The following is a 24,723-nucleotide window of genomic DNA, read 5'->3' as shown; positions in this document are numbered from 1 at the left end:
AGCCATGCCCGAGAAAAAACTCTCTGATGAAGACCAGGCCAAGGTCGACAAATACCTGCATAGCGGTGTCAACCGCGTAGAGCGCAAACCCTTTCGCCCTTTTTTGCTGCTAGGCATCATCGTCGTTGTTTTGACGGTGTTGTCGCTGGTTAGCCTGTTGATCGCACGGACCAAGGGAGTGGTGTGATGGCGGAGAGCGAAGGCTTTATTCCACTGGGCTTTGAGCGCCTGAGTGAGGACGAGATGGCGCGCCGCAGTCACAGTTTTCTCGCCAGCATGAAGCAGCGCCGCAGCGTGCGTGACTTCTCTGCCGAGCCAGTGCCCCGCAGGGTCATCGAGGACGCGATACTGACAGCCGGCAGCGCGCCCAGCGGTGCCAATATGCAGCCGTGGCACTTCTCCGTGGTCGGCAGTACTGAACTCAAGCGCCAGATCCGGCTCGCGGCCGAAGAGGAAGAGCGGGAGTTCTATCAGCGCCGTGCCTCTGCCGAGTGGCTGGATGCGCTGGCGCCGCTGGGCACCGATGCCCACAAGCCTTTTCTCGAAACCGCCCCCTGGCTGATCGTGATCTTCCTGAAGAAGTTCTCCAGCAGCGAGAGCGGTGAGCGCCTGAAGAACTACTACACTGCCGAGTCCGTCGGTATCGCCACCGGCATGCTGATCGCGGCCCTGCACAATGCCGGCGTCGCCACACTCACCCATACCCCGAGTCCGATGAAGTTCCTCAACGAGATCCTCGGACGTCCATCTACGGAAAAGCCCTACATGATCCTGGTGGCCGGCCTGCCCGCCGAGGGCGCGGAGGTACCGGCCATTGAAAAGAAGGCGCTGGACGAGATCGCAGATTTCCTCTGATACCCGGCTGCGCATGCAGTGCCGTGCAGAAAATTACCGTGAGTGGAGAACCGCAGGGGGCAAAAGGGGTTGTTCCTGCCAGGGGCCAAGTGACCAGCGGCGCTATCCGGGAGGCGGCAACCAGCCCGGAATCATCTGATGGTTTGATGTCAGGACTTTTGCCCGAGCTTGAGCAGGTGCTCCCACTCCGCAGCCGCCACCGGCTGCATAGACAGCCGGCCCTGCTTTACCAGCACCATGTCCTGCAGTAGCGGATCCGCCTTGATGGTGGCCAGCGCCACCGGGTGGGCAAACTTGCTGCCCCAGCGCAGGTCCACACAGAACCAGCGCGGGTTCTCCGGGCTGGCTTTGGGGTCGAAGTAAGCGCTCTCCGGATCAAACTGGGCCGGATCCGGGTAAGCGGCCTTCACCACCTCGGCGGTACCCACCACCGCAGGCACCTTGCAGGCGCTGTGATAAAAGAGCACAGAGTCCCCTGCCGCCACCTGATCCCTGAGGAAATTACGCGCCTGATAGTTGCGGATACCATCCCAGCGGCCAATCTGGTCGGGCTCGGATGCCAGGTCGTCGATGCTGTATTCGTCGGGTTCCGACTTGAAGAGCCAGTAGTTCAATGTCCTTCCCTCTCTATTGCCTGCGGCAGGCGGTGTGCTCGCTGCGCCGGGTGGTATTTCGCAGGCCGCCGGCGCCATTTAGTATGAACGTCTGTAGAAGTGTCAACTTCGGCCCGCAGCTCCTGGCGTCGGGCCGCCATGGGAGAATATGGGCAACAAGGCTTTTCAATGGCTGTCTGAACGGCTGGCCTCGCAGCGGTGGAAATACTGGGCACTGCAGGCCGCGGGCTGGGGTGGTTACACCCTGCTGACCTTCATCGGCAGCTTTTTCTGGGTAAAGAACCACTGGCTTCACTCCGGCTATATCGCCGTGGCAACGGCCTCGGGTGTGGCCCTGTCGGAGCTGATGCGCCGGGGTTTCCATCGTCTGTGGAACCGGCCGCCGGCTATGCGCTTTATCGGCTCACTGATGGTGGTGGTGCTGGCGGCGGCCGTCTGGGCGGCGATCAAGTTTGGCGGCTCCGTCTGGCTGTACGGCAAGGAGAGTGACGAGCACCCGGCCGTACTGGCGATCTACTGGTTCTCCTATTCCTTCCTGTTGCTGATGACTTGGGCAGCACTGTATTACGGCATCAAGTATTACCAGGCCTCCCAGGATCAGCAGGAAAAAATGCTGTTGGCGGAGTCCATGGCCCATCAGGCCCAGCTCAAGATGCTCCGTTACCAGCTCAATCCGCATTTCCTGTTCAATACCCTGAATGCCATCTCCACGCTGATCCTCGACAACGACGGGCGCACGGCCAATGACATGGTCTCACGGCTGTCCCAGTTCCTGCGTCACTCGCTGGACAATGACCCCATGCAGAAGGTCACGCTGGCGCGGGAGGTGGAGGCGCTGATGCTGTACCTGGATATCGAGAAGGTGCGCTTTGCCGATCGGCTCGGGGTGAATGTCGACCTGGAGGGGGATTCACCCAGGGCACTGGTGCCCAGCCTGCTGCTGCAGCCGCTGGTGGAGAATGCCATCAAGTACGGTATCTCCCAGCGGGAGTGGGGCGGTGAGATCACCATCCGCGCCCGGGTGTTTGCCGGTGAGTTGCTGCTTGAGGTGAGCGATAACGGACCCGGCATGAGCGACCGGGAGCTGAAAAAACTGGGCTCCGGCCGCGGCGTCGGTATCCGCAATACCTGCGAGCGCCTCGGCGCCCTGTATGGTTCGGAGCAGAAAGTGCGTTTTCGCAATCAGCCGGGCGGTGGCCTGGCGGTGCATATTCGCATTCCCTTCGAGCAGGAATAGTAATCCGGAATAGCGAGCAGGAATCGCCGGCAGCAAGCGCTGACTGGAATAGAAAGCAGGAAGGAAACCATGACTGGCACTGCAGAAAAACTGACCGCGATCATCGTCGACGATGAACCCCTGGCAAGGCGCGGCCTGAGATTACGCCTGGAAAACCTGGGCGGTGTGGAGGTGCTCGCCGAGTGCAGCAACGGGCGCGAGGCCAGCGAACGAATTCCAGAACTGAAACCGGATATCGCCTTTGTCGACATCCAGATGCCCGGTATCAATGGCCTGCAGCTGGTGCAGACGCTGGCCAAAGAAGAGTTGCCCCAGGTGGTGTTCGTTACCGCCTACGACGAGTACGCCGTGGATGCCTTTGAGGTCAACGCGGTGGACTACGTGCTGAAGCCCATCGAGGAGGACCGTCTGCAGCGGGCCATGGATCGCGTGCGTGAAAAGCGTGCAACCGAAGACCTGGCGGCTCAGCGGGAGCAGCTTTTGGAAGCGGTGGCGGACCTGACCCAGGAATCGCCCGAGGCGCTGGAGGAAAAGCTTGCCAGCGGCGAACTGTCCGGTGCGCGCTACCCCGATAAAATTGCCATCAAGGATGCCGGCAAAATCACCCTGGTACCGGCAAAGGAAATCGACTGGATCGACGCCGCCGGCGATTACATGTGTGTGCACGCCAAGGGGGAAACCCATGTGATGCGCATTACCATGAAAGAGTTGGAGCAGCAGCTGGACCCGCGAGTATTCCAGCGCATTCACCGCTCCACCATCGTCAACCTGGGGCGCGTCAGCGAAATCTGCGCGCACATCAACGGTGAGTATTATCTGGTGCTGCAAAATGGCGAGCGTTTGAAGATGAGCCGCAGCTATAAAAACAAGGTGCAGCACTTCCTGTAGCAGAATTTGGCCGTAGCAGAGCCGGACGCAGCGTTCGAGCGACTGGGGATGGGCGTCGCCGCTCAGTAGACTACCGATATTCAGTAGTTTGCCAGAAAGGAGGCGCCGCCATGCGCTACGCCATAGCACTCCTTCTCAGTTGTGCCGTTATGCAGACCTGGGCACAGGGCGTGACAAGAACGCTGCCGTCCGGTGCATCGCAAATCCTGGTACGCGGTGAAACTTATTATTATTCAGCCGGCTCCTTTTACCGATTGGCACGCGGGGGGTATGTGCGCGTAGAACCACCGCGTGGTGCGCGGGTGCCCTATGCCCCTGGTAGCAGTGGCACCTTCACCATGGGCGGCGACCGCTACTTCGTTACACGCGGTGGGGCCTTCCTGCGATACGAGCCCAACGGTGATGACTTCACGGTCGTGGCCCCGCCCTACGGCTGGCGTGACTATTTCAGAGGGACACCGGGGCTCCAGTCTCTGCCGGCACCGCGGCCTGCGCCACAGGTTGCGGCACGAGCCCCGCAGGCAACGGTGGTTCCCCGAGCCTACCCGCGGCCCAGTCCCGGGTACCGGACCCGCAGCGCCCCCTATGCCGCGATTCGCGGTAGTTACTCCGTCGGCCCTGGCGGTGGTTACTACGGCCGTTATGGCTTCCGTGACTACATTGGCGACCAGAGCTATCGGGAGCGCCGTGCAACCTGTCGACGCATCGCCTCCGATCAATCGCGCCGCGGCGACGTCGGCCCCTATCGCCGCGAGCCGGGCAGCTACCGGGACGAGTTTGAGCGCTGCATGCGTTAGTGCGGCTGCCAGCAGGCGACCCCGGTTCCCCTGAGAGACGGAACTCAATGAAAGCCGCGTTGAAAGCTGCGTTGAAAACCGCATTGGAGAGCCGCGTTGTTTTCTGCGCCGGCTTTCCTGCCCCGGGCAGCAATGGACTGTGGCGGCAATTCCAGTTTTCTCCCGGATTCACCTGGTGCTGGGCCGTGGCGACAGCGACCCCAGCGCCCTTCGTTTATCGCCGGCTATCGTTCTTACCGTGCACTTCGAGAGTAGCCCCCGTCCATCAGGGCGGCGGAACCCGCTGGGCTACACTGAAAAAGCGGGGCATTTTCTCCGCCTCTTCCCATGTGTCGGGTTTTGCCACGGAGTCGGCGTTTTATGCAGGGTGGCAGCGGTTTCGCCTTCCTCTCTCTTACCCCCAGCTGTCGCAGTCGCAGGTGCCAGTGGCTGCATCAGGCCAGCTCGCTGGTCCTGGCATTTCTCCTGACCTTCTTCAGCCTCTCTGCATTTGCCCAGCTCCCCGGCGGAAAGCCGAAAGAATTTGAGCCGGTCATCCCCGACTTTTCCGCCCCGACTGCAGACTGGTGGACCGGCTGGCCTGACGCCACCCGGGAGCAGCGCCAGGCGTGGCGCAAGGAACTGGTCCAGTCGTGGATGGAGTGGAGCGGCAAGCTGCCGGAAAACAAGGAGTTGCAGGAGCAGGTAGCAGCCGTCAACGACAGCTTCAAACGCCTCAATGTCACCTGGACGAGCTACGAGGAATTAAAAAGCGTCGCAGTACTGCCTGAAGTGGAGTTCCCCAGTGAGCCCACCGTGCTGGACTGGCAGAAGGCAGACGCGGCCATCGCCCGTGGGCAACAGCGCCTGCAGAGTCTGCAGCTGGAGGTGCGCCAGATCGATGAGGCGCTGTCCCAGTCCCTGCGGCAGCTTCGCAACCGGGTGGTGGCCCTCAGGGATGCTGAGGCAGGCACCAATAGTGAGATCGCGGCGCTGAAGCTCTTCCGCACCCAGGTTGATCACCTCAACATCATCGAACAGCGTAGCCTGCTGGAGGAACAGATGTCCCTGTGGCAGGAGCAGGTTGAACTGGCGGAGAACCAGCTCGACACCACGCTGCAGTCGCTGGTTTACAGCGAAAAAGCCCAGCAATCGCTCGGCAGCACTCTAGAGGAGCTGAAAGAAAAGCGCGACGCCATGGTGGAGCAGCGTGCGGAGCTGCAGCGCCGGGCTCTCGAATCCACGGACCCGCAGCAGAACCTCGAGCAGGATCTGCAACTGATGGAAAACGAAATCTCGCAACTGGAGAACCTGCTGCGCCAGCGCAAGTCGGAACTGCTGCAATCCATGAACTCGGTGCTGAATCCGGATGGCGAAGATCCGACGCTGGTCCGGGACCGGGACCTGGTGGAAACCGCGCGCACGACGATGGATGCGGTCTCACGCGACCTCAATCTGCGTCAGCGTCAGGTGGTGGCCTGGAGTGACGAGGAGCGCGGCGCCATGCGCACCTGGTGGCGCCGCTTTGAGAAGATCGACAGTGCACTCGGGCGTGCGGAAGACCTGCTGGAGGATGTGCTGCGCTACGAGTCTGCCCAGCTGCAGGTATTCCAGCAGCGGCGGGGCTGGTGGGCGACCCTGCGCGAGCGTGCCGGTCACCTGACCAACGTCGCTTATACCCATTGGCGCGAACTGGCGGATTACCAGTTGTTCACCATCAGCCAGAGTCCGGTGACCCTGCGCATCCTGGCCCGGGTGCTGTTCGTACTGATCTGCGCCTGGTTGATCTCCGGCTTCACCCGCCGATTCCTCAACCGGCTGGTGCGCAAGGAGCACGCCAGTGAATCCTCCATGTACACCCTCGGCCGGGTGCTGCATTACAGCATTATCGGCATTGCGCTGCTGGTTGCGCTGGTGATGCTGGGACTGGACGCCTCAAAGCTGGCGTTGGTGGCCGGTGCGCTGTCGGTGGGTATCGGCTTCGGCCTGCAGGCGATTTTTTCCAATTTCATCTCCGGGCTGATCCTGCTGTTCGAGCAGCCGCTGCGGGTGGGGGATCTGGTGGAGCTGGAGTCGGGGGTGTTCGGGCGTATTCGCGACATCAACGTGCGCTCGACCCGTATCACCACCCGCGACAACGTGGATATCCTGGTGCCGAACTCGGAGTTCGTCGCCGGCCGCGTCATCAACCACACCCTGGACGACCCGGTGCGGCGCATCCATGTGCCGTTCGGGGTGGCCTACGGCTCTGACCCGGACGAAGTGCGCGAGGCTGCCGCTGCTGCTGCGGAGCGCGTGTCGATCACCCATACCGACTGGCAGCGCAAGACCGAGGTCTGGTTGATGGAGTTCGCCGACAGTGCCCTCAACTTCAAACTGGTGGTCTGGATCAACAGCAACATGGTTTCGCCACTGGGGGATCCCTATGCCCTGTATAACGTGGAGTTGCTGCGGGAATTCAATGACCGCGGGATCGAAATCCCCTTCCCGCAGCGGGATCTGCACCTGCGCAGCTGGGATGCGCCCCTCACTATCGCGCGCCGCAACAGCCAGTGACCGGCGGGTGCCATTCGTTCAATTTATGGTCGAAATGTTTGTTCTGCAATCGCTGCGCCTGTATTCTGGGGCGCTTGATATGGCGGTCCCGCAGTGGGCCGGCTGCGGCGCAAGAATTGAGACAGGATCCCGTACTTGCTGATTATCCCGATACAGAACAAGCCCGACTGGCGCCGCCCGCCGCTGATGTGCTTTGCCCTGATCGCCCTGAACCTGCTGGTGTTCATCTTCTATCAGGGACGCGATGAAGCCCGCTGGCAGGCGGCGGAAGAGTATTACTTTTCCAGTGACCTGCCGGTTCTGGAAGAGCAGCGTTTCCTGGTGTACATCAACGAGGAACACCCCGAGTGGCGCATGCACATGGATGCGCAGGGCGAAGAGTTTGTCTACCGGGAGCTGCTGGGCAACCGGGAATTCCACCAGTGGTTGCTGCCCCAGCTGCGGGCCGAGGGGGAGACCGAATGGCTCGCCCAGCGCCAGCAGTTCGACCAGCTGCGCAATCGCCTGAGCGCCTTTGCGCTGGGCCTCACGCCGGCGGAGCCGACACTGGCCGGGCTGTTCGGACACATGTTCCTGCACGGCAGCTGGGATCACCTGATCGGCAATATGGTCTTCCTGTTGCTGTTTGGCCTTTCCGTTGAATTGGCCCTCGGCGGCGCCTGGTTCGCGGGTCTCTACCTGCTCGGGGGGCTGGCGGCCGCCGGTCTGCATATGGTCGTCGAGGCCGGCAGCCCGATGCCAATGGTGGGGGCTTCCGGCGCGGTGTCTGCCGTGATGGGCATGTTCGTGGCCGTGTACGGGGTACAGCGGCTGCGATTCTTCTACACCATCGGCTTTATGTTCGGTGAGTTCAGTGCCCCGGCACTGTTGGTGCTGCCCCTGTGGCTGGCCAAGGAGCTCTTCGGCTACTTCTGGGGCGATGCCGGCATCGCCTACTGGGCGCACCTGGGCGGCCTTCTGGCGGGCTTTGTCGCCACCATGGCGCTGCTCAGCCGTCGCCCGGTACTGGCGCAGATGCCGGTGGAGCAGGGCGTACCGACAGCGGAACAGCGGGTGCTTGCCCGTATCGACCGTTTGCAGGAGCAGGGCAAGTATCTAGAGGCTGGTGAGGCCGCTGGTGCCGCGGTGCGTCAGCATCCGCAAAGCATTGAGTTGATCGAGCGCGCCATTGAGCTCTCTTCAGTGGCGCCGGACAGCGAGGCTTATCATCGCGCGCACCTGGCGCTGTTCGCGCTGGCGGATGACCAGGCGATCGGGGTGGGGCAACTGGCAGACAGTTACCGCCGCTATCTGCGGGCAACCAGCCGCCCCCGTGCCCTGTCCGCCAAGGCCTGCCTGTTACTGGCCCGACGCGCTGCGCGGGAAAAGCAGTGGGGTTGGCTCGAGGAGCTGCTGCGCCGTCTGCAGGGGCAGGGAGTCGACCATCCGCTGCTACCGCGGCTCGGCACGGCCCTGGTGGATCACTACCGCCGCTTGGGAGAGGAAGTGCGCGCGCGGGAGATCCAGCAACTGGTCCGCCCCGCGAGCGTCTCGGACTAAATCAACTCAGGCGGGCTGTCCCGCCTGCAGCACCTTGGCCAGCGTCCTCACCTCACTCTGAACTTCGCTGTCCGGGTATTTCTTGCGCAGGAACACCAGCAGCTGTTTTGTCAGGTCTTCCCGGTTGAACCCGTCCAGATACACCTTCGCCAGCAGCAGATAGGCCTTGTCGAGGTTGCGGTAGTGACTGTCATCCTTGTGCAGGTTGTTGAGCAGCCTGGCCGCCGGCGCGAATTTGCGGTGGCGGTACAGGGCATCGGCGAGGCCGTGGCGCAGTGATGACTTGTCGATCGCCGGCTGGGGCTCTGTCGCCAGGTAGAGCTCTGCCGCCCGGTGGGGGTGGTTGAGGTTGATCAACTTTTCCAGCAGGTGGGGAGCCAGTTCGCGCAGAGCCTTCTGGTCGTGGGTGGCCAGCAGCAACCGGTAGTAGCGTTCGTTCAGGGGCGCGTCATTGGGGAAGCGTCGCAGAGCATCCACCAGCACGCGTCGTGCCGCGTTGTGCTCCCCTTCACGCATCAGGATCTGCGCTTCAGCCAGCGCGCGTGCGCGGTCGAAATCGCTTTCCTCCAGAAAATCCTCGTCATCATCGCGGCTTGGGGAGATACCCAGTGACTGCTGCTTGCCGAGGCAGATGTAGCCCATCATCGCGCTGGTGACGATATAGAAATAACTGGTGCTCGCGGCGATCACGGGCACGATGGCCCAGGCCGGTAATTTTTCCGCCACCAGCAGCATCAGGTATTGGGGCGCTGCCGACACGGCGGTAGTGGACAGCCACAACAGCAGGTATGGCCAGCCGATCACCACGGTGAAATGCAGCAGCTTGAGGGGATTGACCGCCGAGCGCAGGCGCCCCTCCAGGGCCAGTACAATCATCGCCGCCGGCGCCAGCAACGAGAGTGCGATGGAGTAGAGCTGTATGCCCCCCTCACCGAACAGACGCATCATCTGGTAACCACCGAAACCGGCGATCAACGCCATGGCGATGACCTTGAGAAACATGGGTGCACTGCGTCCGTCCAGTGCCTCGCCAAATTCCGGCGCCTGCAGTTTGCCGTGCGCCAGGTGTTCGATCACCAGCAGGTTGTAGCGGGTCAGCAGTGCCACTGCCGCCAGCAGCAATAACAGTGAAATCAGGCCGAGACCGGAAATCAGCAGGCTGGCACCCGTGGCCAGTCCAATGACGGTTAATGGGCCCGGGTGCAACGCGTAGCGAAAAAAGAAGGCTCCCATCTGCCAGAAAGGGCGGGCGCTGTTGCTGGCGGCGATGTCGGCCAGGGGTTTGTGGCAGAGAGGACACTCGGCCCGGCCGGTAGGATAATTCGCCGGACTGCCCGGCACGCAGTCTGCGCAGAAATGTCGCTTGCAGGGTTGGCAGTGCCAGCCCGCTTCCCGCGACGAGTGGTAGTTGCAGGACTCTGCCATATTCTTTCTTCCCTGTTCCGGTTGTCCTCGGCGCAGTTTAGCGGCGCGCCGGACTCTGGCGCAAATGGCCTCCGGCAGCAGAAGGGCCGCCGGGGCTGATAGAATGAAATCCATCACCCCATCACAAACAGGAATTTCGGAGCAAAGTGGTATGGCGAAGGCAATGGAAGTTGAGCTGGTGGAATCCGCAGCAGCGGCCAGCTGGGGAGAGAAGGCGCTGCTGAGTTTTACCGCCAGCGGCGCCCGCATTCATGTCACAGGCGCCACCGGCACTGCCGAAGTGGCAGCCCAGCGCGCCGCCCGGCGCCTGGATGGTATGGGTATTCCCGCGGTGAAGCTTGCTGGTGAAGGCTGGACCACCGAGAGCCGCTGGGCTTTCTGGGCCGGCTTCTATAATCCCAACCGCGACAGCGAGCTGGACTGGGGTACCGATAACAACCGCGAGCTCAAGGAGCTACAGGCGCGGGAATCAGCGGCGGAATGGGTGCGCGGCATCACCAACGGCACGCCGGAAGATGTCTCTCCGCGTGTACTGGCGGAAAGTGCCGCGGAAATGCTGCAGAAGCTCGCCCCGGATGCGGTCAATTACCGCATGATCGCCGGCGACGAACTGCTGTCCGAGGGCTTTGCCGGAATTCACAACGTCGGCCGCGGCAGTGTGCGCGAGCCAGTGATGCTGCAGCTGGACTTCAACCCCACGGGCAAAGATGATGCACCGGTAGATATCTGCCTGGTGGGCAAAGGCATCACTTTCGATTCCGGTGGCTACAGCATCAAGCCCTCCACCGGAATGGCACACATGAAGTCCGACATGGGCGGTGCTGCCATGGTCACCGGCGGCCTCGCGCTGGCGATTGCCCGGGGATTGCAAAAGCGGGTCAAGCTCTACCTCTGTTGTGCGGAAAACCTCATTTCCGGCCACGCCTTCAAGCTCGGTGACATCATCAAGTACAAGAATGGTGTGACGGTGGAAATTCTCAACACCGACGCCGAGGGGCGTCTGGTGCTGGCGGACGGCCTGATCGCGGCCTCGGAGGAGGAGCCACGCTGGATTCTCGACGCCGCCACCCTGACTGGCGCCGCCAAGATGGCAGTGGGCCGCGACTTCAATTCTGTATTCAGCTTCGAGGACGACAGCGCCCGGCGCGTGCTGGACGCCGCGGCGGCCGAGCACGAGAAAGCCTGGCGTCTGCCGCTGGAAAAATTCCACCTGGAACAAATCCCTTCCGGCTTTGCCGAGATAGCCAATGTGGGAATTGAAGGCAGCCCCGGCGCCTCCACTGCGGCGGCCTTCCTCGCCCGTTTTGTGCGCGATACCGGCCGCGACTGGATACATATGGACCTGTCCGGTTCCTACCAGCCAGGGCCCAACGATCTCTGGGCCCAGGGCGCCAAGGCCCATGGAATCCGCACCATCGCGCGCTTCCTGCAGGATAACTGAAAATACTGTTCAGGCCCTGGCCGGTAGCCGAGTGTTACCGGCCCGCATCAGAAAAATACAACAATGCATCAAGACAACTCAGCGGTAGCCGAACGAGAAAGCACTTCTCAAGCTGTTCATCCCGTCCCGCCGCCCGCTGAGCTGCTGCGCACGCCCTGTGCGAATTGCGGCGAACCACTGCAAGGGCGTTTCTGCCACGCCTGTGGTCAGTCCCGCGACGGGATGATCCGGCGGTTTTCCAATGTGCTGAGTGACTTTCTCAACACCGTCTTTGCGCTGGATTCCCGCCTGGTGCGCAGCCTGGTGCCGCTCTACTTTCGCCCCGGCTTTCTCACCGCCGAATATGTGGCGGGCCGCCGCATTCGCTATGTGGGGCCGGTGCAATTGTTTGTGTTTCTGTGTATTACCGCATTTTTTGCCCTGCAGGTCAGTAGCGATTGGGAAACCCCCTTTGCTATGGGGAAAGACGGGGAGCGTATTGCGGCCTTTGATGCAAACTTTGCGAGCGCAGAATCCATTGAGGAAGTGGAGAGGATCCGCGACCAGGCCCTGGCCGGGATACAGGAGCTCGACCAACAAGGTACCGACCTGCCGGCGATTCGCGTCTCCATTGAACCAATGGAAAAAGAGATCAAGGCGGCGGCTGGCAGGCGTATCGCAGAGTTGCGCGGGGAAGATGTGCGTGAACCTCCGCAGCAAGAGACAATACCCTCGACAGTGCCTGAGGCCGACCAGCAGACCGCTGCCGAATCCGAGGGTGAGGATGGCCAGAGCTTTAACCTGATCGATGTGGAGGGGCTGCCGAGTCCGGTGAATCACTGGATTGACCGTTACGAGCAGAAGATCCATGAAAACTTCAAGCGCGTGCAGGAAGATCCCAACCTGTTCAAGGATGCCTTGTTCGGCGCGTTGCCCAGCACCCTGTTTGTGCTACTGCCGATTTTTGCGCTGATACTGAAGCCGCTCTATTTCTTCCGCAAGCGGATGTATATGGAGCACCTGATTGTGGCCCTGCACAGTCACGCCTTCCTGAGCCTCTCGCTGTTGCTGCTGGCGCTGGTTTCCGTCGCGCAGTCAGTTGCGACAACCGGGCCATCATGGATACAGAGCCTGCTGGACTACACCTGGCTGGCAATGCTCTGGTGGATGCCGGTTTACCTGTTGCTAATGCAGAAGCGGGTTTACGGTCAGGGCTGGGCCATGACACTGGCCAAGTATTCGCTGCTGGGAGCTGTCTATTTCGTCCTGCTGGTGCTTGCTACTACTTTCACCGCTATTCGCAGTGTGGCCAACCTGTAGGCCGGCACAAGCTAGGGGCTGGCAGAGATTCCTTTGGGGTTGGGACCAAAGCGGTTGGTGCCGGGTTCGCTGTCGAACACCATAAAGGCCAGCAGCACCAGGTAGCCCACCACGGGAATCAGGCTCACCAGTATCCACCAGCCCGTGCGCCCCGTATCGTGCAACCGCCGCACGGTGACTGCCAGGGAGGGCAGCAGCACAAACAGGGCGTAAGCCCCACTCAAAAATCCAAGACCATATTCCTCGCTGTACCATCCCGTCATACTGTCGATGGTGCTGAGCACCAGTGCAATCAGCAGATTGAAAAGAACGAAGTACCAGTATTCCCGCCGCTGCGCACGGCCGTGGAAATTGACATAGTTTTTCAGGACTTTGAGATACCAGTGCATAGCGCCCGGGCTCCGCGTCTGTTCGGATATGAAAACCGTCGATTACTTTGTTTACCCTAGACCAGCTCCGCCGGATTCTGTGCTTGAAGCGGTGGATAGGAGTTAGCCTGGGCGATCAGTCCAGATACTCCCAAATGTATCTTCGGTCCTACTGGCGTTACTGGACGAGGTAACAGAAGCTCGAGGCTGCGCAACTAGCCCAAAGGCTGCAATTCAGGGAGAGTGCTGATTCAAGGTTGGAAATGGTGGGCCCTCCGGGACTTGAACCCAGGACCTGCCGATTATGAGTCGGATGCTCTAACCAACTGAGCTAAGGGCCCACAGATGCCGTGGGTCGGGCCACGGCGGCAGAGCAAAGTACCCGATTTCCCCTTTTGAATCAACGCTTTCAGCCGTGGTGGCGGGGTTACCAGTACCAGCGGAAGCCCAGGTTGGCGCCGCCGCCACTCCAGTCCTGGTTGTCCAGGGACTGGCGGTAGCTCAGGTTCAGGAAGACGCTGGCAAACTTGGCATTCAGCAGCGTCATGCCGCCCCCGATTTCGCCCCAGCGGGCTCCGCGCTCGAGTTTCAGGCGGCTGCCGTCCCGCAGCAGCAGATCGTCTTCCCCGGCGAGGTTGTACCAGTAATTGGCGAAGGCGTAGATCTCGCGGCTGCTTTCCACAGGGTAGGTGCGCAGGCCGGCGCGGACGCTGACTTCCGGGGTTTTGTCGGTATCCAGAAAGTCGTTGTCCGCTTGCAGGGCGGCAAAATTGGTGTAGTTGGCGATGATCTGCAGTTGTGGCTCCAGATTCATTTGCTCGGTCAGGGAGAGGGCGATGCCACGTTCAGCAGAGAGTGTGAGCTGCGGTCCGGTAACACGACTGCTGAGGCCGCGGGCGGAATCCGTGTCAGCCGCGACATAGGAGAGCTTGGCCATGGCGTCGATATAGCCCAGGTCGTGGCGGTAGTCACTGAAGTAGAGGCCGCCGTAGAAGCTGGTGATGGAATTGCGCCCGGCACTGAAGCTGGTATCGCCCGGGAAAGCCGCCGTGACATCCCCGCGGGCGACGCTGCTGCCGCCGAACAGTCCCAGTTCTTGGGAGCCGCGGCAGGTGGGGCCGGCGTAGAAGTGGTGGTTCAGCTGGATGCCACTGATCTCTCCGTCGAAGCGGCTGCTAAGGTCACCACTCCACTGCAGCTGGTCACTGCGGTGAAAGAGTCGCAGGCCGCCGGTACTGGCGCTGCCATTGCCCGAGCGCTGCTCGCCGCGGCGCTGTTGGTAGCCGCTCACCTCCTGCAGTGAGAGCTGTTGCGCCAATGCCTTGATCTGCGCGTACAGGGCAATTTCTTCGCGGGTGGAAATGGGCCCGTTGGGTATCTGTGCCAATGCGCCCTGTAGCGGCAGGAACATCCAGGCGGCAATAAGCAGTGGCATTAGCCGGGCGCACCCGAGAGACATAAACGCTTCCCTGGTTTATGAATGAAAAATGGGGTGCGGAAAGTTTAGACGAGCAGTGGATATGGCCGGCGCCAGTGGGAGAGAGCGGCGCCGGAAAATTGCCCCTGGTATCTGTTAACAGTAATCAATGGCGGGGCAAGCCAACTGTGTCAATCTGGTGACGCTGGCATCAGACAACCCAGCGCGGCAGCAGGATGCTGCCCCAGGTGAAAAGCCACAGCAGCAACGACAGGGACACTGCGGCGGACGCGGTGTCCTTGGCGACCTTGGACAACGGGTGACGTTCAGGGCTGATGCGATCGATGGTGGCTTCCACGGCGCTGTTCAGCAGCTCCACGATCATGACCAGCAGGGTGACGCCTATCAGGAGTGCCCGCTCGACCCCGGTCTCGCCAAGCCAGATGGCCAGGGGGATCAGGAAGATGGCCAGGGTCACTTCCTGGCGGAAGGCGGCTTCGTTGCGCCAGGTGGCCGAGAGACCCTGCCAGGAGTAATTGGTCGCATCGATCAGGCGTGGGATGCCGGTTTTGCCGGGCTTGTTGACGAACTCTTCTTGCATGAGTCTTCGCTTCCTGCAAAGGGGCAATTCAACTGGCGCCTGGGCCTACCAGTCACCGGATTGTCATAAAAAAGCCCGGCGGTGCCGGGCTTTGGGTTGCTTACTCGTCGAGGAAGCTTCGCAGGTGCTCCGAGCGCGACGGGTGTCGCAGCTTGCGCAGTGCCTTGGCCTCAATCTGACGAATCCGCTCACGGGTTACATCGAACTGCTTGCCCACCTCTTCCAGGGTGTGGTCGGTGTTCATGTCGATACCGAAGCGCATGCGCAGTACCTTGGCTTCCCGTGCCGTCAGGCCGGACAGTACGGAGCGGGTGGCGTCGTGCAGGCCGGTCTGGGTGGCGGTATCCACCGGGGAGTCCTGGTTCTGGTCTTCGATGAAGTCGCCCAGATGGGAGTCTTCGTCGTCGCCAATCGGCGTCTCCATGGAGATCGGTTCCTTGGCGATTTTCAGTACCTTGCGCACCTTGTCTTCCGGCATCTCCATGCGCTCACCCAGCTCTTCCGGAGTCGGCTCGCGGCCCATCTCCTGCAGCATCTGGCGGCTGATACGATTGAGCTTGTTGATGGTCTCAATCATATGCACCGGGATACGAATGGTGCGCGCCTGGTCCGCGATGGAGCGGGTGATTGCCTGGCGAATCCACCAGGTCGCATAGGTGGAAAACTTGTAGCCGCGACGGTATTCGAACTTGTCTACCGCCTTCATCAGGCCGATGTTGCCCTCCTGGATCAGGTCCAGGAACTGCAGGCCACGGTTGGTGTACTTCTTGGCGATGGAGATCACCAGGCGCAGGTTGGCCTCGACCATCTCCTTCTTGGCGCGACGGGAGCGCGCTTCACCGATGGACATGCGGCGGTTGATCTCTTTGATCTGGCCGATGTCCAGGCCGGCGCGCTCCTGGCACTGGGCCAGTTTGCGCTGGCTGCGGATAATGTCCTCCGCGACCTGGCGCAGGTTGTCGGAGTAGTCGCGCTTTTTCTTGATGATGCCGGGGATCCACTCTTCGTTGGTCTCGTTGCCCGGGAATTCCTTGATAAAGGTCTTCCGCGGCATACGGGCCTTCTTGATGCAGAGCGCCATGATCACGCGTTCCTGGATACGGACCTCATCGAGAATGCTGCGCACCTGGATGTACAGGGGGTCGAACTGGCGCGGAGCCAGCTTGAAGAAGCGGAAGACTTCGCCCACGGCTTCCAGCGCCTCGCCGGCCTGCTTGGAGTCACGGCCATGCTTCTTGATGGCGGCATCCGCCTTCTTCTGCGCGGCGATGAGCTTCTTCATGCGCTCGGCAAGCTCTTCCGGATCGATACCGCCGACGTTCTCCTCTTCCTCTTCCTCATCAGAAGAGTCGTCGTCCGACTTGGAGTCGTCCTTGCTGCTCTTGGCTTCGGCGGCCTGGCCGGCCTGGGCACCCGGAGGCACTTCGTCAGCCGGATCCAGCCAGCCGGCAATCACGTCCGGGATGCGGCGCTCTTCCTTCTCGATGAGCTGGTACTCGTCGATCACATGCTGCACGGCGCCAGGCCAGTAGGCCAGCGCAGCCATGAGTTCCCGCAGGCCCTCTTCGATGCGCTTGGCGATGGCGATCTCGCCTTCGCGCGTCAGCAGTTCAACGGTACCCATCTCGCGCATATACATGCGCACCGGATCGGTAGTGCGGCCCACGTCGGACTCGACCGCGGCCAGGGCGGCGGCGGCTTCGGCGGCGGCGATTTCATCAGCGGAGCTATCGCCCTCGGCCATCAACAATTCTTCGGCATCCGGTGCGGTCTCATACACCTTGATGCCCATATCGTTGATCATGCCGATGATGTCTTCGACCTGGTCCGGATCGGAGATGTCCTCCGGCAGGTGGTCGTTTACTTCGGCGTAGGTCAGATAGCCCTGCTCTTTACCGCGGGCGATCAGTTCCTTGATGCGTGAAGTCTGTTGCTGGGTGTTGTCGGTCATGCACAACCCTGAATGTAAGGAAAAAATACGGGACAAAGACGCGGGATTATAGCGTATTTGCGCTAGCAATAACCACTCTGGCTGTCAAGCGACAGGGGTTCGATCTGTGTGCTCTGTGTATCCGGTCCACGTCCACGGGTGAATGAATATGGCGGTGCGCCCTGAGATTTCAAGGCCCCCGCCATGGTTACTCGCGCTTGCGTTGCCAGTTTGCCAGCAGGGCCCGCTCCTCCGGGCTCAGCTGGCCGCCGGTGCTTTTCAGTTGCTCCAGCAGGCTGCGGTTGCGGGCCTTCTGCTCGGCCCGCTCGAGTCTCTGCAGGCAGTCGCGAAACTCTGCCTGCGGATCGTATTCCAGTTGGGTGTCACCCTGCGCCAGTTGCCGGGCGCCGGTGACCAGTTGCGAGGTGGCGAGCTGGGCAAGCACCTCGCAGGAATCGGCGCCGTGGTGGGCTCGCCAGTAACCCAGTAACTGGTTCAGATTGTAGTCTGGCCGCCGCTGCAACAGCTCGACCAGTTCGGCAAACAGAATCAGGTCCGGATGGGCGCTGTTGCGGAAGCGGCCGGGATCCTGGATCTGCTGCGCCAGTTGCGGATGATGCAGCAGCAGGGCGATCAGCATGCGCTCTGCCGGTAACCGGTACTGGCTGCGTGGCCGCTCCTGGGGCGCGGCGAATCCAGCAGGGGCCGAGTCCGGTATCTGATCGTACATCTCATCCGGCGGTGGGATGTCTTCCATCACCGGCGGCGCCTCTGCAGTTGCCGGGAAAGCCTCGGGTTCCACCGGTTTCGTGGCTGGAGCCGCTGGCCGGTTCGCTGCCTGCGGCTGGGCCTGGGCTCGGGCCTGGGCCGCGCGGGCTTTCTCGGCGCCAATCACTTCTTCCAGGGTTGCCCGGTCGAGTCCGGTGCGCGCTGCCAGTTGCTGGAACATCAGCTGGCGGTATACGCCATCGGGCAGCTGATCCAGCAGCGGGCCCGCCAGTTTGGACAGCCGCGCGCGGCCGTCCATGGTCTGCAGGTTGATGCCCTCACCGAGCAGGTCGAACAGGAAGTCCTCGAGGGGTCTGGCCTGTTCGTCCAGTAGTTGTTCGAAGCGCTCACCACCCACCTGGCGCACCAGGGTGTCGGGGTCCTCGCCCTCGGGCAGCAGCAAAAAGCGCAGGCTGCGGCCGTCCTGCATCTGCGGCAGGGCGGCTTCCAGGGCGCGGCGCGCGGCCGTGCGACCGGCTTTATCGCCGTCGAAACAGAACACCAGTTCCGGTACGTGGCGGAATGCCAGCTGGATATGCTCCTCGCCACAGGCGGTGCCTAGGGTGGCCACCGCACAGCGGATGCCGAACTGGGCCAGGGCCACCACATCCATATAGCCTTCCACCACGATCAGCCGTTTCAGGTCGCGGTTGGCCTGGCGCGCCTCCCACAGGCCGTAGAGTTCCCGGCTCTTGTGGAAGATGGGGGTTTCCGGCGAATTCAGGTATTTGGGCTTCTCGTCACCGAGAACCCGGCCGCCAAAGGCAATGGGGCGTCCGCGCTGGTCCCGAATAGGGAACATGATGCGGTCGCGAAAACGATCGTAGTGATGGCGCCGTCCCGGCTTGGTCTGGCCATCGCTGTCCTGGCGGCGAATGGCCAGGCCGGCCTGTTCCAGCTGGTCTGCTTTCTCTGCCGTGTCGGCCAGGGCGTTGAGCAGGTTGTCCCAGCCGGGCGGGGCGAGGCCGATGCCGAAGTCGCGGGCGATTTCCCCGGACAGCCCGCGCTGGCGCAGGTAGGCCACAGCGCGCCCGGCGGACGGATGGTTGCGCAGTTGTTGCCGATAGAAGTCCGCCGCCTTTTCCGTCAGCTGGTAGAGAGACTGGCTTTCCCGCTGGCGTTTTTCCTGGCCTGGCGCCAGCTGCTCCCTCGGGACTTCCAGCCCCATACCTGCCGCGAGCTTTTCCACCGCCTCCGGGAACGGCAGGCGGTCGTACTCCATCAAAAAGCCGATGGCGTTGCCGTTGGCGCCGCAGCCGAAGCAGTAATAAAACTGCTTGTCGGGGCTGACGGTGAAAGAGGGGGTCTTCTCGTCGTGGAAAGGGCAGCAGGCCGAGTAGTTCTTGCCGGTCTTGCGCAGTTTCACCCGGCTATCAATGGTCTCGACAATATCCGCTCGGGCGAGCAGGTCGTCGATAAAGTGCTGGGGAATCTTGCCGGCCATAAATGCGCTCAAGCGTGGGAGGGGGGAGCCCCTCCGCTGCCAATGATCAGCCGAGCTGGGCCTTGACCAGCCTGCTCACCGCACCCATGTCGGCGCGGCCCTGTACCCGGGGTTTGACCTGGGCCATTACCTTGCCCATATCCGCCATGCCGGAGGCGCCGGTGTCGCGCACGGCTTCAGCGACGATTGCGGAAATCTCATCTTCGCTCAGCTGCTCCGGCAGGTACTCCTGGATGACCTCGATCTCTGCCTGCTCCACCGCGGCCAGCTCAGGGCGGCCGGCCTTTTCGTACTGGGTGATGGAGTCGCGGCGCTGCTTGGTCATCTTGTCCAGCAGGGCCAGGATGCGGGCGTCGTCCAGCTCGATGCGCTCATCTACCTCGACGCGCTTGATCTCGGCATTGATCAGGCGCAGCGTCGCCAGGCGGTCCTTGTCACGGGCCTTCATGGCGTCTTTGGTGGCCTGGGTGAGGGTTTCCTTGAGAGTGCTCATGCGATGAATCCGGCTATTAGGGTTGTTGTACTGGTGTCGGCAAGCATAGCGCGCCTCTCTATGGGCGCGAAAGGTGGCGACAAACGCTTGTCATCACAACGCAAAACGGCGCGCGAGTCTGGCTCGCACGCCGTTTCGTGGTTACCGCACGGAGCTGGGCCCCGCCCGGCCTCTCTGTGAAAGCGCCTTGCGGCGGCTTCTTAGTAGAGGCGCTGGAACTTGCGGTTTTCGCGCTGCAGCTTCTTGGCGTGACGCTTAACGGCAGCGGCAGCCTTGCGCTTGCGAACAGCAGTCGGCTTCTCGTAGAACTCGCGACGACGTACTTCGGACAGTACACCGGCTTTTTCGCAGGAGCGCTTGAAGCGGCGCAGGGCGATATCGAAAGGTTCGTTGTCTTTGATTCGTACTGAGGGCATTAGAATACCTGTAAAATTCGTTTCTCTCGGCCTTTCCGGCAAATGCTCTCGCAGTTGCAATCCGGGGGCCGGTTCACAGCGAGGGCGCAAATTCTAATCACTCGGGTCGGCGATCGCAAGCCTCTTTTCCGGTATGATAGCGAGCCTCCGAAGCAGTAACGAGTAGCAGAGCCTGTGCGAGTCCTCGGTATCGAAACCTCCTGCGACGAAACTGGCGTCGCGATCTACGACAGCGAGAGCGGACTGCTCGGTCATGCAGTGTTCAGTCAGGTAGATCTGCACGCCGAATACGGCGGCGTGGTGCCGGAGCTGGCGAGCCGTGACCATGTGCGCAAGCTGCTGCCGCTGGTGCGCCAGGTGCTGGCGCAGACCAACACGGCTCCGGCCGATCTGGATGGCATCGCCTATACCGCCGGGCCGGGCCTGGTCGGTGCGTTGATGGTAGGCGCTTGCGCCGGCCGCGCCTTGGCTTATGCCTGGAAGGTCCCGGCCGTGGCGATCCACCATATGGAGGGGCATCTTCTGGCGCCGATGCTGGAAGAGAATCCACCCGCCTTTCCTTTTGTGGCCCTGCTGGTCTCCGGCGGTCACACCCAGTTGGTGGATGTGCGCGGTCTCGGTGACTACGCCCTGATGGGGGAATCCCTGGACGATGCCGCCGGTGAGGCCTTCGACAAGGCGGCCAAGATGCTGGACCTGGATTATCCGGGCGGGCCCAGGCTGGCGGCACTGGCGGAAAAAGGCGATCCGACGCGATTTACCTTCCCCCGCCCCATGACCGATCGTCCCGGGCTGGACTTCAGCTTTTCCGGCCTCAAGACCTACACCCTGACCACGGTGCGCGAGCACGCCCTGGAAGACGGCCTGCCGGATGAGCAGACCTGCGCCGACATTGCCGCGGCTTTCCAGGAGGCGGTGGTGGACACCCTGGTTATCAAATGCCGGCGCGCGATCCGCGCCTCCGGCCACAAGACCCTGGTCATTGCCGGCGGTGTGTCGGCCAACAAGGTGCTGCGCGAGTGCCTTGAGGCGCGCCTGGCGGAAGAGGGCGCCAGCGTCTATTACCCGCGCCATGAGTTCTGCACCGACAATGGCGCCATGATCGCCTATGCCGGCTATCTGCGCCTGCAAGCCGGGGAGCGTGCCGGCCTGGCCGTCGATGTGATGCCGCGCTGGCCCATGACGCAGTTAACTGAGAAGGGGAGTCTCGCCAACTGATGGATATCGTCTACATCCGCGAACTACAGGTCGATACGATCATCGGCATTTACGACTGGGAGCGCGAGGTGCGCCAGACCGTGAGCCTCGATCTGGAAATGGCCTTCGATATCTCCGAGGCGGCGCGCACCGACAATATCGAGCACACGCTCAACTACAAGGCGGTGGCCAAGCGTCTGATCGCCTTTATTGAAGGCAGTGAGTTCCTGCTGGTGGAAACCATGGCCGAGCAGGCTGCCGCCATCGTCCGCAACGAATTCAACGTTTCCTGGTTGCGCCTGCGGCTGTCCAAACCCGGCGCCGTGCGCGGTTCCCGCGATGTGGGCGTGATCATCGAGCGCGGTGAGCGTCCGGCCACCGGTGCAGCGGCGGAGGTGTGAGCGTGGCGGAGGTCTTTCTCAGTCTCGGTAGCAATATCGACCGCGAGCAGCATATCCGTGCCGGGCTCGATGCACTCGCGCAGGAGTTCGGTGAGCTAGATGTCTCGCGGGTATTCGAGAGTGTGGCCGTGGGGTTCGATGGTGAGAACTTCTATAACCTGGTGGTGGGCATCCACACCGACCTGCCAGTGGGGCAGTTATCCCAGTGTCTACGGGAAATCGAGGACGCCAACGGCCGGGTGCGCGGCGGGCCCAAGTTCAGTGCGCGGACGCTGGATATCGATATCCTCACCTACGACGACAGGGTTGGCACCGTCGATGGTATCGAGCTGCCGAGGGCGGAAATTCTGAAGAATGCGTTCGTCCTGCAGCCCCTGGCCGAAATTGCGCCCCGGCGCAGTCATCCGGTCACGGGGCAGACGTTTGCCGAGCTCTGGGGCCAGTATGATAAAGCGCGGCAGAAGCTGTGGCCGGTGGAGTTCGTCTGGCCCTGAATCGACCGGGTCGCCTCCTTACATCTTTTCAGCTTCCCGTTGGCGGGTGCTTTTCGTCTCTCGCGCGCTGGCTGTCCCTGTGCGGGGTGGCCGAATTCCCTGCCCGCGATCCATCGCCGCACTCTAGATATTCAGGCTGCGCCCACCATCCACGGCGATGATCTGGCCGCTGATGTAGGAGGGCTCGGTGGTCAGGAAGCGCACTGTTTTGGCGATATCCGCCTCGCTGCCGGTTCGGCCGAGCGGGACGCGGGACAGGGTGCGCGCCTTGCCTTCTTCATCTACTTCTTCCTGTTCCGGCCAAAGGATCGCGCCGGGTGCCACGCCGTTGACCCTGACCCTTGGGGCCAGTTCCAGGGCCAGGCTCTTGGTCAGCATGACGAGCCCGGCCTTGGCGGCACAGTAAATGGTGTGCTGGGGCATGGGGCGCTCGGCGTGGATGTCGATCATGTTGATGATGCAGCCGCTGCGCTCGATCAGGGTGGGTGTCAGCGCCTGGCTCAAGAAGAACGGCGCTTTTAGATTGCTCCCCACCAGCTGGTCCCAGTCCCGTTCATCGGCATCGCCTACTGGGGTCGGATAAAACGATGATGCGTTATTGATCAGGACATCGATGCCGCCCCAAAGCTCGCAGGCGTGCTGTGCCAGCTGCTCGCAGCCGGCGGCGCTGTCCAGGTCACTTTGCAGGGCGGCAGCGGAGTCCGGACGCTGTTCGTTCAGCTCCTTCACCAGTCGCTGTGCGGCAGTGGCGGACCGTCGATAGTGGATGATGACCCGATGATCCCGGTGCAGGTCCCGGGCGATGGCCCGGCCGAGGCGCGCGGCGGCGCCGGTGATCAGGACGTTACGCATGGTATTCCTCTTTGACCCTGGCTATCGCTTCGATGCGGGCGCGGTCCAGTGCCTTGCCCAGTTCGGCGCCCTCAAATCCCTGCTCGATCAGGGGTTGTGGTGAAACTTCGGCTGCGGCGACCCGCGCCATGCGCAGGAAGTTCACCTGGGGGTAATCCCGATCCTGCAAGCCTTCCCGCCCGCGGGCATCCGCCTCGCAGGCCTGCAGGAAATAATCGAACCGTTGTGGCCGGCGCAGGGCGTCCAGTGCGCGAAACATTTTCATCAGGGTCTGCGGCCGCAGCTCAAATGCGCGGTGGGTATGCAGGTGGTATTCGCACACACCGGCGGCCAGGGCCGTCAGCTCCCTGGGCACACGCCAGCGGCGGCAGACCTCCCTTACCAGCGGTAGTCCGGCCTTTTCGTGGCCGCGATGGCTCGGCAGTACGTCCTCCGGAGTGATGCCCTTGCCGAGGTCATGCAGAAGCACGGCGAAGCGCACCGGCAGCTCGGCAGGGGCGGCTTTGAGGGCCAGCAACAGGTGTTTGCCGGTATCGATTTCCGGATGGTGCCTGGGTGGTTGCGGTACCCCGAACAGCTGGTCCACTTCCGGCAGCAATATCCTGAGGGCACCGCATTCCCGCAGCACCTGAATAAAGATATCCGGGTCCGGCTCCGTCAGTGCACGGCTGATTTCCTTCCATACCCGTTCGGCGACCAGGTGCTCCACTTCGCCGGCCGCGACCATCTCCCGCATCAGCGCCATGGTGTCGTCGGCGACGGTAAAGCCCAAGTGGTGGTAGCGGGCGGCGAAGCGGGCCACCCGCAGGATACGCAGAGGGTCTTCGGCAAAGGCGGGCGAGACATGGCGCAGCTGGCGGGCCTCGAGGTCCTCATGGCCGCCATAAGGGTCGATGAGCTCGCCGGTCTCGCTTTCAGCCATGGCGTTGATGGTGAGGTCCCGCCGCAGCAGGTCCTGTTCCAGGCTGACGTCCGGCGCTGCATGTACGGTAAAGCCGCCATAGCCGTGGCCGCTCTTGCGCTCGGTGCGCGCCAGTGCGTATTCCTCGCTGGTCTCCGGGTGCAGGAAAACCGGGAAATCTTTGCCGACCGGGGTGTACCCCATTGCTTTCATGCTGGCTTCATCGCCGCCCACGACGACCCAGTCGCGCTCGTGAATCGGGCGGTTGAGCATCTTGTCGCGGACAGCGCCGCCAACCAGGTAGATTTTCACGTTGAAAGCCCTGCAACCAGGTAGTGAAGGGTGCTGGGGTTGCCGAGTACAGCCATAAATCCATCTATGCCGGCGTTGACCGCACGAGTCAGGATGAGACGTGACGGTATCAGGAGAAGTGAAAGGAGCTTCGGCAAGATAAAAAAAAGGCCCCGAAAAAACAAGGGGGCCCAGGGTCTTAGGGTATTCGTGTTGGGAGGGGTGTCTGCCGTGGCGTCTGTCGGGATGGAAGCCCGACGGCCGCTGGAGAGCACATGCTGACCGGGACGAAGACCTGCGTCTCCGGAAGTTGTGACTATTTTATTTAACCTGTCTTACCTGTCAACTATACCTTAGCGCTTTTTTGTTGAGGGGTTCCGCCGCTGCTTCGTCAATACTCTGAAAAGCCGAGTTTCGGTCTGGCTTTGCCGTCTTCGGCAGCATAATTTATAAGGGTCCCCGGTGTTGGCAGGATAAATTCGCGTTAGGCTGCCTGTTTCCATCGATGATTGCCGTGGCG

The 24,723-nt window shown here is 61.9% G+C and carries 23 protein-coding genes and 1 tRNA gene; 12 read left to right on the top strand and 12 right to left on the bottom strand.

Annotation, left to right across the window (positions count from 1 at the left end):
• The first annotated feature begins 4 nt into the window (after window positions 1–4).
• Window positions 5–187 (top strand): DUF3094 family protein, encoded by a 183-nt coding sequence (locus tag AWR36_RS09580; RefSeq protein WP_067084215.1) that lies wholly within the window; start codon window positions 5–7, stop codon window positions 185–187.
• Entirely contained in the window at window positions 187–855 is a 669-nt protein-coding gene (locus tag AWR36_RS09575) for a nitroreductase family protein (RefSeq protein ID WP_067084214.1), read from the top strand. The genes AWR36_RS09580 and AWR36_RS09575 overlap by 1 nt, the downstream gene beginning before the upstream one ends.
• A gap of 149 nt (window positions 856–1,004) precedes the next feature.
• On the opposite strand, the gene AWR36_RS09570 is transcribed toward AWR36_RS09575, so the two are convergent.
• Window positions 1,005–1,469, bottom strand: a complete 465-nt coding sequence (locus AWR36_RS09570; protein WP_067084211.1) for an EVE domain-containing protein — start codon at window positions 1,467–1,469, stop codon at window positions 1,005–1,007.
• 148 nt (window positions 1,470–1,617) lie between these two features.
• Between AWR36_RS09570 and AWR36_RS09565 the strand changes: the two genes are divergently transcribed.
• The 5 genes from AWR36_RS09565 (at window position 1,618) to AWR36_RS09545 (ending at window position 8,465) form a co-directional block, all read left to right on the top strand.
• Complete coding sequence (locus tag AWR36_RS09565) at window positions 1,618–2,706, top strand: sensor histidine kinase (protein WP_067084208.1); 1,089 nt, start codon at window positions 1,618–1,620, stop codon at window positions 2,704–2,706.
• 69 nt (window positions 2,707–2,775) lie between these two features.
• Window positions 2,776–3,594, top strand: coding sequence for a LytR/AlgR family response regulator transcription factor (locus tag AWR36_RS09560; RefSeq protein ID WP_067084206.1), 819 nt, complete (start codon window positions 2,776–2,778; stop codon window positions 3,592–3,594).
• 110 nt (window positions 3,595–3,704) lie between these two features.
• Window positions 3,705–4,391 carry a DUF6515 family protein gene (locus AWR36_RS09555; RefSeq protein ID WP_332835515.1) on the top strand — a complete coding sequence of 229 codons (687 nt, stop codon included), beginning with the start codon at window positions 3,705–3,707 and terminating at the stop codon, window positions 4,389–4,391.
• Between the two features lie 360 nt (window positions 4,392–4,751).
• Window positions 4,752–6,926 (top strand): mechanosensitive ion channel domain-containing protein, encoded by a 2,175-nt coding sequence (locus AWR36_RS09550; protein ID WP_082679522.1) that lies wholly within the window; start codon window positions 4,752–4,754, stop codon window positions 6,924–6,926.
• 135 nt (window positions 6,927–7,061) lie between these two features.
• The gene (locus tag AWR36_RS09545) at window positions 7,062–8,465 is read left to right on the top strand and encodes a rhomboid family intramembrane serine protease (RefSeq protein WP_067084201.1); all 1,404 of its coding nucleotides are present in this window, start codon (window positions 7,062–7,064) and stop codon (window positions 8,463–8,465) included.
• A 6-nt stretch (window positions 8,466–8,471) separates the two neighbouring features.
• On the opposite strand, the gene AWR36_RS09540 is transcribed toward AWR36_RS09545, so the two are convergent.
• Window positions 8,472–9,890, bottom strand: coding sequence for a hypothetical protein (locus AWR36_RS09540; RefSeq protein ID WP_067084199.1), 1,419 nt, complete (start codon window positions 9,888–9,890; stop codon window positions 8,472–8,474).
• A gap of 151 nt (window positions 9,891–10,041) precedes the next feature.
• On the opposite strand from AWR36_RS09540, the gene pepB reads away from it, so the two are divergent.
• Entirely contained in the window at window positions 10,042–11,331 is a 1,290-nt protein-coding gene (pepB, locus tag AWR36_RS09535) for an aminopeptidase PepB (protein WP_067084197.1), read from the top strand.
• 243 nt (window positions 11,332–11,574) lie between these two features.
• A complete protein-coding gene (locus tag AWR36_RS09530; protein WP_176491124.1) occupies window positions 11,575–12,630 on the top strand; it encodes a DUF3667 domain-containing protein in 1,056 nt (351 codons plus the stop codon).
• A gap of 11 nt (window positions 12,631–12,641) precedes the next feature.
• Here AWR36_RS09530 and AWR36_RS09525 read toward each other — a convergent pair whose 3' ends face one another.
• The 8 genes from AWR36_RS09525 to rpsU form a co-directional block, all read right to left on the bottom strand.
• Window positions 12,642–13,019: a DUF805 domain-containing protein gene (locus tag AWR36_RS09525; RefSeq protein WP_067084194.1), complete on the bottom strand. Its 378-nt coding sequence runs from the start codon at window positions 13,017–13,019 to the stop codon at window positions 12,642–12,644.
• A gap of 243 nt (window positions 13,020–13,262) precedes the next feature.
• Window positions 13,263–13,339 (bottom strand) — tRNA-Ile (locus AWR36_RS09520).
• A gap of 86 nt (window positions 13,340–13,425) precedes the next feature.
• Window positions 13,426–14,433, bottom strand: a complete 1,008-nt coding sequence (locus AWR36_RS09515) for an autotransporter outer membrane beta-barrel domain-containing protein (RefSeq protein ID WP_067084192.1) — start codon at window positions 14,431–14,433, stop codon at window positions 13,426–13,428.
• Between the two features lie 193 nt (window positions 14,434–14,626).
• Window positions 14,627–15,016 carry a diacylglycerol kinase gene (locus AWR36_RS09510; RefSeq protein WP_067084190.1) on the bottom strand — a complete coding sequence of 130 codons (390 nt, stop codon included), beginning with the start codon at window positions 15,014–15,016 and terminating at the stop codon, window positions 14,627–14,629.
• Window positions 15,017–15,116: 100 nt separating this feature from the next.
• The gene (gene rpoD, locus AWR36_RS09505; protein WP_067084188.1) at window positions 15,117–16,967 is read right to left on the bottom strand and encodes an RNA polymerase sigma factor RpoD; all 1,851 of its coding nucleotides are present in this window, start codon (window positions 16,965–16,967) and stop codon (window positions 15,117–15,119) included.
• A gap of 187 nt (window positions 16,968–17,154) precedes the next feature.
• Window positions 17,155–19,158 carry a DNA primase gene (dnaG, locus tag AWR36_RS09500; protein ID WP_067084186.1) on the bottom strand — a complete coding sequence of 668 codons (2,004 nt, stop codon included), beginning with the start codon at window positions 19,156–19,158 and terminating at the stop codon, window positions 17,155–17,157.
• 46 nt (window positions 19,159–19,204) lie between these two features.
• Entirely contained in the window at window positions 19,205–19,651 is a 447-nt protein-coding gene (locus AWR36_RS09495) for a GatB/YqeY domain-containing protein (protein WP_067084184.1), read from the bottom strand.
• A 200-nt stretch (window positions 19,652–19,851) separates the two neighbouring features.
• Window positions 19,852–20,067, bottom strand: coding sequence for a 30S ribosomal protein S21 (gene rpsU / locus AWR36_RS09490; protein ID WP_020411530.1), 216 nt, complete (start codon window positions 20,065–20,067; stop codon window positions 19,852–19,854).
• A 174-nt stretch (window positions 20,068–20,241) separates the two neighbouring features.
• On the opposite strand from rpsU, the gene tsaD reads away from it, so the two are divergent.
• From tsaD to folK, 3 genes are read left to right on the top strand one after another with little or no spacing between them, the layout of a single operon-like run.
• Window positions 20,242–21,285, top strand: a complete 1,044-nt coding sequence (gene tsaD, locus AWR36_RS09485; protein WP_067084183.1) for a tRNA (adenosine(37)-N6)-threonylcarbamoyltransferase complex transferase subunit TsaD — start codon at window positions 20,242–20,244, stop codon at window positions 21,283–21,285.
• Window positions 21,285–21,665, top strand: coding sequence for a dihydroneopterin aldolase (gene folB / locus AWR36_RS09480; protein WP_067084181.1), 381 nt, complete (start codon window positions 21,285–21,287; stop codon window positions 21,663–21,665). The genes tsaD and folB overlap by 1 nt, the downstream gene beginning before the upstream one ends.
• 2 nt (window positions 21,666–21,667) lie before the next feature.
• Complete coding sequence (folK, locus tag AWR36_RS09475; protein ID WP_067084179.1) at window positions 21,668–22,159, top strand: 2-amino-4-hydroxy-6-hydroxymethyldihydropteridine diphosphokinase; 492 nt, start codon at window positions 21,668–21,670, stop codon at window positions 22,157–22,159.
• 123 nt (window positions 22,160–22,282) lie between these two features.
• On the opposite strand, the gene AWR36_RS09470 is transcribed toward folK, so the two are convergent.
• Both AWR36_RS09470 and AWR36_RS09465 read right to left on the bottom strand, forming a co-directional pair.
• On the bottom strand, window positions 22,283–23,011 hold the full coding sequence (locus tag AWR36_RS09470) for a pteridine reductase (protein ID WP_067084177.1): 729 nt from the start codon (window positions 23,009–23,011) through the stop codon (window positions 22,283–22,285).
• Window positions 23,004–24,224, bottom strand: a complete 1,221-nt coding sequence (locus AWR36_RS09465) for a multifunctional CCA addition/repair protein (protein WP_067084175.1) — start codon at window positions 24,222–24,224, stop codon at window positions 23,004–23,006. Before AWR36_RS09465 ends, AWR36_RS09470 begins: the two co-directional genes overlap by 8 nt.
• Window positions 24,225–24,723 lie beyond the last annotated feature (499 nt).

Origin of the sequence: Microbulbifer flavimaris (genome assembly GCF_001641755.2) — a bacterium.
Taxonomy (GTDB): Bacteria; Pseudomonadota; Gammaproteobacteria; order Pseudomonadales; family Cellvibrionaceae; genus Microbulbifer; species Microbulbifer flavimaris.
The sequence above is the reverse complement of the archived record's forward strand: the minus strand, read 5'-3'. Positions and strand labels throughout refer to the sequence as shown.